Annotated in this window: 12 protein-coding genes; 9 read left to right on the top strand and 3 right to left on the bottom strand. The window is 44.1% G+C overall.

The genetic code is table 11. The features are described 5' to 3' along the window. Positions 1–41 precede the first annotated feature (41 nt). On the bottom strand, positions 42–1,100 hold the full coding sequence (locus KSW37_RS02280) for a glycosyltransferase (RefSeq protein ID WP_217313165.1): 1,059 nt from the start codon (positions 1,098–1,100) through the stop codon (positions 42–44). 63 nt (positions 1,101–1,163) lie between these two features. Continuing rightward, positions 1,164–1,730 carry an elongation factor P gene (gene efp / locus KSW37_RS02275; RefSeq protein WP_022121096.1) on the bottom strand — a complete coding sequence of 189 codons (567 nt, stop codon included), beginning with the start codon at positions 1,728–1,730 and terminating at the stop codon, positions 1,164–1,166. 221 nt (positions 1,731–1,951) lie between these two features. On the opposite strand from efp, the gene rpmH reads away from it, so the two are divergent. The 9 genes from rpmH to KSW37_RS02230 all read left to right on the top strand — a co-directional run bounded on the left by rpmH (position 1,952) and on the right by KSW37_RS02230 (position 14,332). Next, on the top strand, positions 1,952–2,107 hold the full coding sequence (rpmH, locus tag KSW37_RS02270) for a 50S ribosomal protein L34 (RefSeq protein WP_004351099.1): 156 nt from the start codon (positions 1,952–1,954) through the stop codon (positions 2,105–2,107). Between the two features lie 225 nt (positions 2,108–2,332). Next, complete coding sequence (locus tag KSW37_RS02265) at positions 2,333–3,067, top strand: PASTA domain-containing protein (protein ID WP_217313164.1); 735 nt, start codon at positions 2,333–2,335, stop codon at positions 3,065–3,067. A 148-nt stretch (positions 3,068–3,215) separates the two neighbouring features. Further along, a complete protein-coding gene (locus tag KSW37_RS02260; protein ID WP_217313215.1) occupies positions 3,216–4,274 on the top strand; it encodes an RluA family pseudouridine synthase in 1,059 nt (352 codons plus the stop codon). 5 nt (positions 4,275–4,279) lie between these two features. Further along, entirely contained in the window at positions 4,280–5,275 is a 996-nt protein-coding gene (locus tag KSW37_RS02255) for a D-alanine--D-alanine ligase (protein ID WP_006847565.1), read from the top strand. Positions 5,276–5,341: 66 nt separating this feature from the next. Next, positions 5,342–6,490, top strand: a complete 1,149-nt coding sequence (locus tag KSW37_RS02250; RefSeq protein WP_153118998.1) for a 1-acyl-sn-glycerol-3-phosphate acyltransferase — start codon at positions 5,342–5,344, stop codon at positions 6,488–6,490. A gap of 419 nt (positions 6,491–6,909) precedes the next feature. Continuing rightward, a complete protein-coding gene (locus KSW37_RS02245; RefSeq protein WP_217313163.1) occupies positions 6,910–10,155 on the top strand; it encodes a SusC/RagA family TonB-linked outer membrane protein in 3,246 nt (1,081 codons plus the stop codon). An 18-nt stretch (positions 10,156–10,173) separates the two neighbouring features. Then, on the top strand, positions 10,174–11,931 hold the full coding sequence (locus tag KSW37_RS02240) for a RagB/SusD family nutrient uptake outer membrane protein (protein WP_217313162.1): 1,758 nt from the start codon (positions 10,174–10,176) through the stop codon (positions 11,929–11,931). Between the two features lie 32 nt (positions 11,932–11,963). Then, positions 11,964–13,202, top strand: a complete 1,239-nt coding sequence (locus KSW37_RS02235; protein WP_217313161.1) for a hypothetical protein — start codon at positions 11,964–11,966, stop codon at positions 13,200–13,202. Positions 13,203–13,369: 167 nt separating this feature from the next. Further along, the gene (locus KSW37_RS02230) at positions 13,370–14,332 is read left to right on the top strand and encodes a PDDEXK nuclease domain-containing protein (RefSeq protein ID WP_217313160.1); all 963 of its coding nucleotides are present in this window, start codon (positions 13,370–13,372) and stop codon (positions 14,330–14,332) included. Here the strand turns inward: KSW37_RS02230 and KSW37_RS02225 are convergent. After that, positions 14,327–14,824 (bottom strand): DUF4143 domain-containing protein, encoded by a 498-nt coding sequence (locus KSW37_RS02225; protein ID WP_437183105.1) that lies wholly within the window; start codon positions 14,822–14,824, stop codon positions 14,327–14,329. The genes KSW37_RS02230 and KSW37_RS02225 overlap by 6 nt on opposite strands. Positions 14,825–14,986 lie beyond the last annotated feature (162 nt).

Here is a 14,986-nt window from a genome sequence, read left to right as displayed (position 1 = left end):
ATTAGTAGATTATTATTGGCTTCTCTTTTGGCGGGGAAGTCTTATTTGTAGAAAGTCTTGTTGTATGCGCTGAATTCGCTCTGTCCCAGTACGCATCTCTTCCACCATGCAGAAAGGAATCCGCATCCGTAACCCATCAGCTGTGTGAAGGCAGCGCGAATGCTCAGCAAGCCTATCTTCACGCTGTGATTCTCTCTGCTGCTGTCGATAAACAGTGCGATGGTATAGAGAATGATGCCGGCGAGACCGATGCTGCCCAATGCTGCCATCGCATTGCCCAAGGTTGGGAATACGTGAACGGTGCCAAGCATGTATGGCAGGAAGCCGAAGAAGAGCAGAAGCAGCGTGCCTATTACGCCCACGGTGAAGACCATAGGAAGGAGATGCACGAGTTTGAGACTCTCTGGATATTTCTTGTAGAGATTGATGCGGGCGATGCCACTGTTGTAGACCTGTCGCCAGAACTTGCGGAAGTCAGTGCGGCGCTTATGCCATACCCATGCTTCAGGGAACAGACGGCAACGGCAGCCTGTCTTGAAGATACGGATAGAGAAATCTATGTCCTCACCAAAACGCATATTGGAAAAGCCATTCAACCTGAGATAAACATCCCTGCGGATGCCCATGTTGAATGAACGGGGATAGAACTTATCCATCTTCTTCTTTCCGCCACGGATACCACCGGTGGTAAAGAAAGAAGTCATGGAATAAGAAATGGCTTTCTGAGTATCTGTAAATGATGAGTGCGCCTTGTCGGGACCGCCGAAAGCATCGGCTGGCTCACGGCTCAACTCATCACTTACAGCCTTCAGATAACCTTCTGGCAAGACCACGTCGCTATCGAGTATCAGAAGATACTCACCCTTGGCGCGCTCGGCACCATAGTTGCGACTCTGGCCCGGACCAGAGTTCTCCTTATAGTAATAATGTATATCCATCATGTGCTCATATCGTTTGCACACATCCTCGCAGGGAGTCTGTGAGCCATCCTCTACGATGACAACTTCGAAGTCTTTCTCTGATTGATGAGTCAGACTCTCTAAAAGTTCGTCCACTTCGTCAGGACGATTAAATACAGGTACTATGATGGAATATTTCATTCTTCTTACTATTAAGGGTTAGTTTTACTCAATAAGAGCACAATCTTCCTGTTGGAGGATGTATTACTCGCTTACACGACCGAGGTAGCTACCGTCACGGGTGTCGATCTGGATAGTCTCGCCTTCGTTGACGAACAAAGGAACACGAACCTCAGCACCAGTCTCCAATGTAGCAGGCTTTGTTGCGTTGGTAGCAGTATTACCCTTTACACCTGGCTCAGAGTGAGTAATCTTCAAAGTAGTCTTCACTGGCATTTCAGCCAAGAGGATAGTACCATCAGTTGTATCAGTAACAACCTCAACAACGTCACCCTCCTTCATGTACTGGCCACCAGTAACGTTCTCCTTAGCGATAGGCACCTGCTCGAAAGTCTCCTGGTTCATGAAGATGCAACCAGTAGCGTCCTCGTAGAGGTACTGGTAAGGACGGCGCTCAACGCGAACATCCTCCAATTTGAAACCTACCTGAAATGTACGCTCCAACACACGACCGTCGGCAACATTCTTCAATTTTGTGTTCATTACGGTGTTACCTTTACCTGGCTTTCTGTGCTGAAAGTCGATGCAAACCCATACTTTGCCATCCATGCGGATGCAAGTACCAATCTTAATTTCCTGTGAATTAATCATTTCTTGTTTATCTTGAATGTTATTACAATAATCTCAAAATCGAGTGCAAAGTTACGGCAAAAACATGAAAAATCAAAGGAAATATCGAAAAAAACATAAATATTTAAGCTAAATTTGGTAGTTTTCTTGGTTATTTCAGAAAATATGCGTAATTTTGCAGCCCAAAAAGGGCGTATTTTGCACTTTTGTGAAGAATATTAATTAAAAAATAAATAAGAAAAATGAAAAGAACATTTCAGCCTCACAATCGTCGTCGCGTAAACAAGCATGGTTTCCGTGAGCGTATGGCAACTAAGAATGGTCGTCGCGTATTGGCTTCTCGCCGTGCTCATGGCCGTAAGAAGTTAACTGTATCTGACGAGCACCACGGAAAGTAATTCCGAGGAAAGATTCGTCTGTTGACGATGACATTGAAAGCAGCAAGGATGTATTCTTTGCTGCTTTTTGTTGTTTATAACGCCCCTTTCTTTTCAGAGATTGCTCTTTTGGGAACAAAGATGTTTTGTTTTTATATCATAAAATAGGTGGTAAGAGTGCAAAAACTTTCCTTTTTATTTTGTTCTTCCCCCAAATACTTGTATCTTTGCACCAAAAAATAATATATGACTTCATCAGAGTTTATAAATAAGTTTAAGAGTAAGTACCTTTGGGGGAATATCGGTGCCATGATTCTGGTACTGGTGTTGCTCTGTGTCGGTGTCAAGTACGGCATCGATATCTATACCCATCATGGTGAGGCCATCCGTGTGCCGGATATTCGATATAAGAATATCGATGATGCTACACATATACTCGACGATGCGGGATTGGAAATTGTTGTAACGGATACGGGATATGTCCGCTCTTTGCCGCCTGATGTCATTCTGGAGCAGACTCCGGTTTTCGGAGAAGTGGTAAAGTCGGGACATGTTATCTATGTTACCATCAATTCTGATCATTCTCCACGTATCACCATTCCTGATGTCATTGACAACAGTTCGTTGCGAGAGGCAATGGCTAAACTTACTGCTATGGGATTCAAACTGGGTACACCTGAATATATTCCTGGCGAAGAGGATTGGGTTTATGGTATCCTCGTAAAGGGTAAGCATGTTGTGGCTGGTGATAAAGTTTCTATCGATGATGTGCTTGTCATACAGGTTGGCAATGGTAAACGGAGTGTTGATGATTCCATCGATGTGGTAGATCCGGTTTATCACGGCGAAGAAGATGTGATGGAAGGCGAAGGTGACATGAGCGGAGAAACTCATGAAGACAACTTCGAGGTGGTTCCTGGAACGGAAATCACAGAGCCTGCTCCTTCGCATGAGCACCACCAGAAGGAAGTGGTGGAGTAGGAGAAATGAAAAGTGAAGAGTGAAGAATTCAATAGTAATACGAATGATATTTTTAGATTATATATATAATAAGGTATATGCTCCTGTAGAGGATGACTTCGGGTTTGATGATGCAGGAGATATGGACGAACTGGATGATGAACTCCAGATGGAGGAAGGAAACGCTGCTTCTGGTGAAGGAGGAGACGAACTCTATGAGCACTGGAAGGTGCAGGTGGATGCCAACCAGGATCCGGTCCGCATCGATAAGTACCTGGCTGATAAGATGGCCTATCAGAGCCGTAACCGTATTCAGCAGGCTGCTGATGCCGGATTCATCCATGTCAATGGTAAACCGGTAAAGAGCAACTATAAGGTGCGCCCTAATGATCTGGTTACTCTGATGCTCGACCGTCCTCGTCATGAAACGAGTATCAAACCTGAAGAAATCGCTATCAATGTGGTTTATGAAGACGACCAGCTGATGGTGGTCAACAAGGAAGCAGGTATGGTGGTGCATCCGGGTGCGAGCAACTTTCATGGAACCTTGATTCAGGCAGTAGCCTGGCATTTAAGGGATATGCCTGAGTTTGATGCCAATGATCCGGAAGTGGGCTTGGTGCATCGCATCGATAAAGATACCAGCGGACTGCTCGTTGTGGCAAAAACTCCTACGGCAAAGACCGCACTGGGTAAGCAGTTCTTCAACAAGACTACCCATCGCAGTTACAATGCGCTCGTTTGGGGCAACATGGTAGAAGATGAAGGTCGCATAGAAGGCAATATTGGCCGTGATCCGAAGAACCGCCTCCGTATGAAGGTCTTCGATCCGGACAGCGGAATAGGCAAGACGGCGGTTACTCATTACAAGGTGTTGGAACGTTTCGGTTATACCACCTTGGTGCAGTGTGTGCTGGAAACGGGCCGTACCCATCAGATTCGTGCCCACATGAAGCATATCGGTCATCCGCTCTTTATGGACGAAACGTATGGCGGAACAGAGATTCTGAGAGGTCAGCGCAGTAGCAGCTACAAGGCATTTATCCAGAACTGCTTCAAACTCTGTCCGCGTCAGGCTCTCCATGCCAAGACACTTGGCTTCGTGCATCCTACAACCAAGCAGCAGATGGATTTTGACAGTGAGTGGCCGGAAGATTTTAGACAATTAATAGAAAAGTGGCGCGGCTTCATCGCTGGCACCACACAAGATACATTCAAAAATATTTAGTAATTATGGAAAATAGCAAGAGAACGATAGCCATCGTATGTGGTGGTGATTCTTCTGAGCACGACGTATCATTGCGCTCAGGACAGGGTTTGTACTCTTTCTTTGATAAAGAGCGCTACAATATTTATCTCGTCGATGTGAAGGGCACCGACTGGCATGTTGCTTTGGATAATGGTGAGACTATCGAGATTGACAAGAACGATTTTTCTTTCGTTATGAACGGCAAGCATGTCTATTTCGATTATGCTTATATCACCATCCACGGACAGCCTGGTGAGAATGGTGTGATGCAGGGCTACTTCGACCTCATCCATCTGCCATACTCTACAAGCGGTGTTCTGGTAGAGGCAATGACTTTTGATAAGTATGTGCTCAATAATTATCTGCGCGGTTTCGGTATAAACGTAGCAGACAGTATCTTGCTCCGTCGCGGTGAAGCTTATGATGAAGAAGAGATTGCCAAGCGTATCGGTATGCCTTGTTTCGTAAAGCCTGCTGCTGACGGCAGTAGCTTTGGTGTGAGCAAGGTGAAGAATGCTGACCAGCTGGCTCCAGCCCTCCGTGTGGCTTTCATGGAGAGCAATGAGGTAATGATTGAGGGATTCCTTGATGGAACAGAGATTTCACAGGGTATCTACAAGACAGCCGAGAAGACTGTTGTACTGCCAGCTACAGAGGTGGTTACCACCAACGAGTTCTTCGATTACGATGCCAAGTATAATGGTCAGGTACAGGAAATCACTCCAGCCCGTCTCTCTCCTGAGACCGCAGAAGAGGTTGCCAAGACCACATCACGCATCTACGACATTCTTCATGCCAACGGTATCATCCGTATCGACTATATCATCTCTAAGGATAAGGATGGTAAAGACAAGGTGAACATGCTGGAGATCAATACCACTCCAGGTATGACCGTTACCAGTTTCATTCCTCAGCAGGTTCGTGCAGCAGGTCTTGATATCAAGGATGTGCTCAGCGAAATCGTAGAGAATCAGTTCTAGAATAACAAACTCATATATGGTTCTGCGATTTTTTCGCAGAGCCATATATATTAATAGGTATATATTATGAATATCCCTCAAGAATTTGATACCATCCGTCCTTGGGAGCCTGAAGATCTCCCAGAGGTATTCGACCGTTTGCTTTCAAACGATCAGTTTAAACAAGTGCTTGCCTATCTCTATCCACAAGTACCTTTCGAGATGATTGCCCAGAAGTTGAAGGCATGTAAGACCAATCTGGATTTCCAGCTGGCTTTTGCTTACGATTTTGTTCATGGCATTCTGAAGAAGGCAGCAACAGGCTGCGAGATGGATTGCACATCGCTCGATAATACCCGTAATTATACTTTCGTCAGTAATCATCGTGATATCGTGCTCGATTCAGCCATTCTCGATGTCTTTCTTATCGATAATGGGTTTAAGACCACTTGCGAGATAGCCATCGGTGATAATCTCCTTTCTCTTCCTTGGGTCAAGGACCTGGTACGTGTCAACAAGGCGTTTATCGTAGAGCGTGCCCTGAGCATGCGCCAGATGCTGATGTCGAGCAAGCGTCTTTCCGACTATATGCATTTTGCCATCAAGGAGAAGAACGAGAATATCTGGATAGCCCAGCGCGAGGGTAGAGCCAAGGACAGTAATGACCGCACCCAAAAGAGTATCCTCCAAATGATGTCGATGGGAGGCGAGGGTAGCATTATCGACCGCCTGAAACAGCTTCATCTCGTACCGCTCTCTATCAGTTACGAATATGATCCATGCGATTTCCTGAAGGCAAAGGAGTTTCAGCAGAAGCGCGATAATGCCGATTGGAAGAAGGGCCCAATGGATGATCTGGTAAGCATGCAGACCGGTATCTTCGGTTATAAGGGGCATGTTCATTATCATGCAGCCCCATGTCTTGATGATTATCTGGACAGTCTGGATCCTGATATGCCTAAGCAGGATATATATAATAAGGTAGCCGCCTACATGGATGAGCAGATATTCAAGAACTATCGTCTCTATCCTGGCAACTATGTGGCTCTTGATTTGCTTGAAAACTCAACTGCTCATCAGGCAGAATATACTGCCGAAGATAAGGCAAAGTTTGAAAAATATATGGCTGGTCAACTTGCGAAAATAGACCTTCCAAATAAGGATGAAGCTTACTTGAGAGAGAGAATTCTCGAGATGTATGCCAATCCAGTACGTAATTACCTTGCTGCTCAATAGCGGCAAGGTAATACTTTTTTGCTCCGAGTTAACAAAACATACATATATAATAAGTGTAAGGAAAACACAGAATTTTAATAAATCTTTAGTGTTTGTCGGGATTTATTAAAAAAAATAACTAAAATCAAAATAATACTTAAAATCAGCAAAATAGTATCAGCTTTTTTCGTAAAAGAAATGTAACTTTGCAATCGAAAATCTGTTTGCCACTTATACTTCCATAAAAAATGACTTCAGATTGGTGATGAAATGAAACAATAATAAACAACATAAACAATAACCATTATGAAATTGAATTCAACTTAACCTGTTTGTTTCCTTCGTATCTGATAGATATGTCGGGAACTAAAAGAATGACTATTTTTGATAGTCAGAGTCAACAAACGTTTAATTCTATTCAACCTAGAAAGTACTAAAGTATGAATTTGAACTTAAAAAAATCAATGCTGCTTGTGGGAGCGTTAGCATCGTTAGGCTTGAGTTATACAACTGAAGCATGGGCGGCATCTCCTAGTCAGAGCGTAAATGCTGTACAGCAGGCAAAGAAAGTAACCGGTAATGTGAGCGATGCAGAAGGTCCTATTATCGGTGCAAGTGTAGTAGAAAAGGGCAACCCTGGTAATGGTACCGTTACAGATCTTGATGGTAACTTTACCTTGAACGTAAAGCCGGGCGCTACTATTGTAATTACCTATATCGGTTACCAGAAACAGGAAATTGCTGTAGGTAACCAGTCTAGTCTTAAAATCACAATGAAGACAGACGACAAGACTCTCGATGAAGTTGTTGTCGTAGGTTATGGTGTTCAGAAGAAGAAGCTCGTTACCGGTGCTACCATCGAGGTAAAGGGTGATGATATTCAGAAGATGAATACCACACAGGTGCTTGGTGCTTTGCAGAGCCAGACTCCTGGTGTTAACATTCAGGCGGCTTCCGGTCAGCCTGGTGATGGCTTTAAGATTTCTATCCGTGGTGCCGGTACCAACGGCAACACAGCTCCTCTTTATATTATTGATGGTGTAGCAGGTGATATCAACAACTTGAACCCTGCCGACATCGAGCGTATCGACGTATTGAAGGATGCCGCATCTTGTGCCATCTATGGTTCTGCCGCTGCCAATGGTGTTATCTTGGTAACAACCAAGCAGGGTAAACAGGGTAAGATCCAGGTATCTTACGATGCCAACGTAGGTTGGGCTAACGTATATCGCATGCCAAAGATGCTGAATGCCAAGCAGTATATGGAGGTAATGGATCAGGTGCGTTTCAATAGTGGTGAAAGTGGCTACGATTGGAAGAGCATTATGGGCGAAGACCTCTACAACTCTTATATGGATGGTTCTAACGAAGGAACCAACTGGGTAGAGGCAATCCGCAACAAGAATGCCGTTACAACGAGTCATTCTCTGAACGTTACTGGTGGTTCCGACCGTTCTACCTTCTCTATGGGTGCCGGTTATCAGTATCAGGATGGTGTGTTTGGCAATGTTGTTAAGTCTGACTACCGCCGTTTCACCTTCCGCATCAATTCAGAGCATGTCATCTATCGCAATGACAAGGGTATGGATGTAGTGAAGATTGGTGAGAATATCTACTATCAGCACAAGCAGAACCAGGGTATCCAGATTGGTAACCAGTATAGCAATGAGCTTTCCAATATGCTTCGTTCCAATCCTACTATCCCTATGTATAATGCAGATGGAAGCTATACCAAGGCTGAGGACTTGAAGAACTGGATTGATAATTACAACTCATATTCAGTAAACCCAGTCTATAAGATGTTGAACCAGCAGTCTGGTCACAATAAGAGTATCAACCAGAATCTGCATGCTACAGGTTATTTGGAGATCCAGCCAATCAAGAATCTGGTTTACCGTGGACAGTTGAATTACAATCAGAATACTTGGACATGGCGTACATTCCTCCCTATATTCGATGCCAACAGAACCAATGCGGATTATTTCCGAACAGAGGATAAGGCAACAAACCAGATTGGAACAAGTTGGGGATGGAGTACAACAAATACCTTGAGTTATAAGTTTGACTTGCAGAAGAAGCACAACTTCGACATCCTGGTAGGTACAGAGTATGGTGAGAGCCGTCCTGACTTCGGTTTCTCCTTGAATGCTACATCTTCTAATTCGGTGTTTGGCGATATGACTCATGCTTACATGACCTATATGAAGAATAATAATGTTGCTGCCGTTACTGGTACTCCTTGTGATGATTCTCGCAGTATGTCTTACTTCGGTCGTGTCAACTACAACTTCAATGAGAAGTATATGCTTTCAGCCATCATGCGTGCCGATGGTAATTCTAAGTTTGCTCCAGGTAGTAAGCGTTGGGGCTATTTCCCATCAGTATCCGCAGGTTGGGTTATCTCTAACGAGAAGTTCATGGCTAAAACAGCTTCCTGGCTTGATTTCTTGAAGCTTCGTGCAGGTTGGGGTCAGAATGGTAATGCACAGACCATTAACAACTTCCAGTGGCAGAGTGCTTTTGCATTCGATACCAGTAGCTTTTATACCTTCAATGGTAATCCTGATCAGTATGTTGCCGGTGCAGCTCCTTCCCGTCTGTCTAACGAGGATTTGACTTGGGAGACTTCAGAGCAGTTGAACATCGGTTTGGATGCCCGTTTCCTGAGTGGACGCCTGGGCTTCACCTTGGATTGGTATAACAAGAAGACCAAGGACTTGCTGGTTGCAGTTCCTGTAGATCCAACAACTGGTTTCTCTACCCAGATGAAGAATGCTGGTACTGTTGAGAACAAGGGTATTGAGCTTTCTCTCTCTTGGAACGATAAGATTGGCAAGGACTTCCAGTACAACGTAGGTTGGAACATGGCTTACAATCACAATGAGGTAACAGAGGTGAAGTCTAACCAGAAGTACAACAATGGTGGTAAGGACCTCTTGGCTCAGAATACCGGTTATATGGCTCGTTTCGAGGAAGGTCATCCTATCGGTTACTTCTGGGGCTACAAGACAGAAGGTGTGATGCAGAATGATGCAGATGTTCAGGCTTATCTTGATAAGAACTGTAAGGGTAATGCCGCTAACTCTAAGCAGGGTACCGGTATCAAGCCAGGCGACTTGAAGTTTGTGGATGTAACTGGCGATGGCGTTATCAATGATGATGATAAGACAGAGCTTGGTGACCCACATCCAGATGTAACCATGGGTATTACTCTCGGTGCATCTTACAAGGGCTTCGACCTTTCTGTAACAGGCTTTGGAGCATTCGGTCAGCAGGTGGCTCGTTCATTCCGCAAGTTCACCGATGGTGAGTACGAGAACTTCACTACAGAGGTGTATGACTACTGGCATGGTGAGGGAACTTCCAACAAGTATCCTTTGCTCGCCCACATGAATGCAGGTCCAAACTGGCAGACCATTTCTGATATTTACATTGAGGATGCCAGCTACTTCCGCCTTCAGAATCTGACCGTGGGTTACGATTTCACCAAGATTTGGAAGAACAGCCCATTCCAGCAGCTCCGTCTCTATTTCGCTGCCCAGAACCTCTTTACCATTACCGGTTATAAGGGTATGGATCCAGAGAATGGTACTGCTATCGGCTCAGACTCATGGGTAACAGGTGTTGATGTAGGTAACTACCCTCAGCCTCGTACCTATATGGTTGGTGTAAATGTAAAGTTCTAATCTAAAATTGAATTCACAATGAAAAAGTTAAATATATTTTTGGCTTCAGCCATGGCGGTACTTAGCTTGGCATCCTGCGACATCAATGATGTGCAGAATGTTGGCGAGTTATCTTCCAGTACCTTCCCTGTTTCCAAGGAGGATGGTGAGGCTGTATTGGCTGGTGTTTACCAGAATTTGAACCAGGTTTGTGCAGACCCTCAGATGAGCTTCCTTTACTATGCCCAGTTGGCTAGTGATGATATGCTCGGTGGTGGTGGTGTCAATGATAAGTTGATGCAGGCAGATGATCTGCTCTGTAACTACAATGCCGATATGACCAATGTGTTCTATGAGGCTCGTTACAAGGGTATCAACCGTGCCAACACCCTGATTGAGGCTCTTCCTAACACCTCTATGGATGAGGATACCAAGAAGTCATTGATGGGTCAGACTAAATTCCTGCGTGCCTTCTACTATTATGAGTTGGCTTCTATGTACGGAAATGTACCTATGCGTTTGAAGCCAGGTTCTGAGGCTATCACCCAAGGTAATATTGAAGACCCTTGGAAGCAGATTCTGATGGATCTTCGTGATGCTGTCGATCTCTTGCCTGCTACTAAGAGCACTGATGGCCACGTGGATAAGTATGCTGCTGAAGCTCTGCTGGGTCGTGCCTGGTTGTTCTACTCAGGCTTCTTTGGCAATGGTTCTACATTGGCTGATCTGACCAGCACTACTTACAATCCTCTGACTTCTGTTGAGCTTCCTGATGGAACTACTCTGTCTAAGGAGAATGTCATTACAGCCATCGATGACTGTGTGGCTAACTCTGGTCGCAAGTTGGTGGATAAGTATCAGAATCTCTGGGCTTATACCAACAGATGCACTGTAGAAGATTATGATTATACCAAGGGTCAGGGCTTCAAGTGGGTTGAGGATGATGCTTCTCAGAATCCTGAGACTTTGTTCTCTATCAAGTTCAATAAGTTCGCTTCCTGGGATACAACTATCGGTTATGCCAATGGTTACGCTCTTCACTTTGGTGTTCGTGGTGGTCAGAATTATGGCAACACCTTCCCATTCGGACAGGGTTGGGGTGCTGGTCCTGTAGCTCCAAACCTGGTAAAGGATTGGGCTGCTGCCGAGCCTAATGATGCACGTCGTGATGCTTCTGTCCAGGACTGGTCTAAGGTTGAGACATATAAGAAAGGTGGTTGGGCAGACTTCGTTCAGGAAACTGATTACTATGCCAAGAAGTGGGCTCCTATCTCTTGTAAGAATGATCAGTTGAAGGATGGCTATTCTTGTACATTCGAGAATGTGATGTATCCTGGCAACTGGGATGTAGCTGGAAAGGAGAATATGCAGTTGAATAACATCCACGATCTGGTACTCATCCGTTTCGCTGACGTATTGTTGATGCAGAGTGAGTTGAAGAAGGATGTGGCTGGTATCAATGAGGTGCGTAAGCGTGCAGGTTTGAACCCTATTGCAGCTTATTCTGAGGAAGCTTTGAGAAACGAGCGCCGTTGGGAGTTGGCTTGCGAGGGTACCCGCTGGAACGACCTCCGTCGTTGGCATATTGCCGCAGCTGCTCTTGAGAAGCAGAATGGTGTTGCTGTTTATTATTGCGGACAGCCTGATAAGAATACTCCACACAATGGAGGTTATACTGCCCGTTACAATGCTACAGCCGGTTTCCAGAAGATGCCTGAGACTCAGGTAGCTTTGGGTACCGTAAAGCAGAATGAAGGTTGGACTGGTGCTGATTCTGAATATCAGGGCTGGAAGTAATCAATTCTTTAATCTTTTAAATGAATAAGTATATGAAAAAGATATTTTTTGCATTGTCTATGCTGACATTGCTTTATACTTCTTGTGATCCTTCTACCGATTCAGGCAGCACAGGATTCTCTGAGAATGTAACAGCTGAGAGCGTAGAGGCGAAGGTAACACCTGTTCAGGTGAATGGTAAGAATAGCAACCGTATCATCATTGAGAATCATTCTCCTATCACAAGCCAGTGGACTGCTGACCAGTTGGCTGAAGGTACGGTAACTTCTTCCAAGGCATACGATACCATCTATGTTACCAAGGTAGGTGCCAATACCGTTACTATGCACTGCAAGAACGTGGCTGTTGACTTTACCAAGGACTTCACGGTGAACGTGGATGAGATTACTTATCTCTCTGCAGAACTTCAGAAGCGTCTCTGCGTAACTGGTTCTGAGGGTAATTATACTTCTACTGTAGGCGAGTTCGCTGGTCAGTCTGTACAGTTCGGTACTGCTTTTGATGCAGGCAAGGTAAAGGTGATTCAGGAAATCAAGGAAGGCAAGAAGGGTAATGTCTTCAAAGTTGAGAATGGTAACGGCGTGCTTTCTGATTGGGCTATTACCAAGGAAGGCACTGATGAGGCTGCTGGTACGGCTACTCTGAATGGCGATCAGCTGATGGTTGTTGAGGAAGGTAAATATGATATAACCTTGACTTATACCAAGGCAGATGGCACTCAGGAGACTTACAATGCTGGTTCTTTCGATGTTGAGTCTTTGACTACCAAGCCAGAGCTTCTTGAGTATCTCGCAGGTGGTAAAGATGGTGATGGTACAACCACATGGGAGTGGAACGAAAAGGCTTCTGGTGTTTGGGGCAATGGTCAATTCGGAAGCGGTACCGGTCCTCAGTGGTGGACTGTATCATACACAGACATCGAGGGTCAAGGCAGTAGCAAAGCTGGCGGTGTAAAGCGTAGCGGTACTCATGCTTACTTTACCATTGATACCAATTCCAAGACAGCAACTAATGGTGATGGTACAACACTTCCTATCAAGGTGAATGTGCTTGAGCACAAGGATGCTTCTTGGGATAAGGGTACTATCTCATTCCCAACAGTAACAAATGATAAGTTTGTTATTCCTATGGGTGTAAATGTGAATGAAGGTGATGCTGCTTTCCAAAAGTATTATGTCTTGGTAGCATCTAATGACGAGCTTGTTTTAGCAGCTTGTCAATCTGATGGTAGTACCGGATGGTACTATGTCTTCAAGAAAAAGGCAAAATAGGTATGTGAAATAATCGTTGTGATTATAATATAAATAAGGTTAGGCCTCGGCTGTAGTGATTACAGTCGGGGCTTTTCTTTTTGCCCTATGCTGAAATTTTATCCGAAATGTTTGGTATATTCAATTATTTGTCGTACATTTGCGGAATGGTTTAAATGTTGGCTGCTATGGCAAAAGATTCTATTATTTATAATCATGATGGGATGGAACTTCCTGTTGATGATTGGAAGCATGGAGAACACTCTTTCGTGGAGTTGACGCATGTGATTCAAAGTACTCATGATGCAGCACAAACTTGTGCCGTCAAAGCTATCAATCGTATGCAAACGATGCGCAATTGGCTCATTGGCTATTATATCGTGGAGTTTGAACAGCATGGTAAAGACCGTGCTGAGTATGGTTCGCGTCTTCTTAAGAAGTTGGAGGAAAAGGTGGAACGTAAAGGTCTAAATGTGACTTTGTTCCAATGGGCACGAAAGTTTTATAATCTTTATCCTCAGATGGCAGATAATCTAGCTCCTATGAATTTTATTAAGGATAAAGGAATTTGTGCGACAGCGTCGCATAAATCTGAGGGAATCAAGTTTATAGCTAGAAAAAGTGCGACAGCGTCTCATAATTTTATGACCCCGGGAGCTATTTTGATTTCAAGGCTATCCTATAGTCATATACGTGAGATTATGGCGATAGACGATCCCCTTGCTCGTTACTTCTACGAACAGGAGTGCATCAAGTGTACTTGGTCTGTTCGTGAGTTGCGTCGACAGATAAGTACCAATCTCTATGTTCGAGCTGGTATTAGTACTAATCCCGAAAAGATGTTGTCTCTTCCTGGTATGAAAGGGCATGATTCTAATGAATTGCAGATTCGAGAGCCTTTTACGTTTGAATTCTTGGGATTGAGGGCTCAAGAGGTCGTTACAGAACAGGATATAGAGGATGCTTTGATTACTCATTTGCAAGAATTTATCTTGGAGCTAGGTAAAGGCTTCTGTTTTGAGTCTCGTCAAAAGCGAATAGTAATAGATGATGAGTATTATTATCCAGACTTGGTGAACAACTATAAGGTAAAGCCTCGGCTGTCGTTCTACAGTCGGGGCTTTTTCTTTGCTCTGTCACAGCAATTATAATATATTGAGACTATTTGAATTCATCAAGAAATCATAGACGTTCATAATAATGATTCCGTCGTCATTTTGATATGTTGGTGTTGGAGTTCCAACAATGACATATTTAGTAAATCCATCTTTAATTTTCAGAAGAGAGTTCATTTCTTGGTCTATTTTGTCTTGGGTGGGCAAAGCATATGCAACTTGAATATAGTACCTCTTGAATCCTTGGTTGCATACGAAATCTACTTCGAGCATAGATTGCTTGCGTTTGCCATCTGCATCTGTCTTGCTGATTGGAACTTGACCAACATCTACAGATAGACCTCTGAGTCTTAACTCATTGTAGATGGCGTTCTCCAATAGGTGCGTAAATTCTGTTTGTCGAAAATTGAGCCGTGCATTTCGCAGTCCTAAGTCTGAGAAATAATATTTGGAGGGTGTGCTAATATACTTTTTGCCTTTGATGTCATATCTTACAGATTTCTCTATCAGAAATGCATCTTGCAACAAATCAAGATAACTTTTGATGGTATCTTGGCTTAAGTTGCTCTGCTTTCGATTTTTTTATGTAATGTATGAAAAATCTCAAGTACGCTTAAATAGAATCAATCGTTGTGATTATAATATAAATAAGGTTAGGCCTCGGCTGTAGTGATTACAGTCGGGGCTTTT

Source organism: Segatella copri, from assembly GCF_019127135.1.
Lineage (GTDB): Bacteria > Bacteroidota > Bacteroidia > Bacteroidales > Bacteroidaceae > Prevotella.
This window is presented reverse-complemented; position numbering and strand designations above follow the sequence as displayed.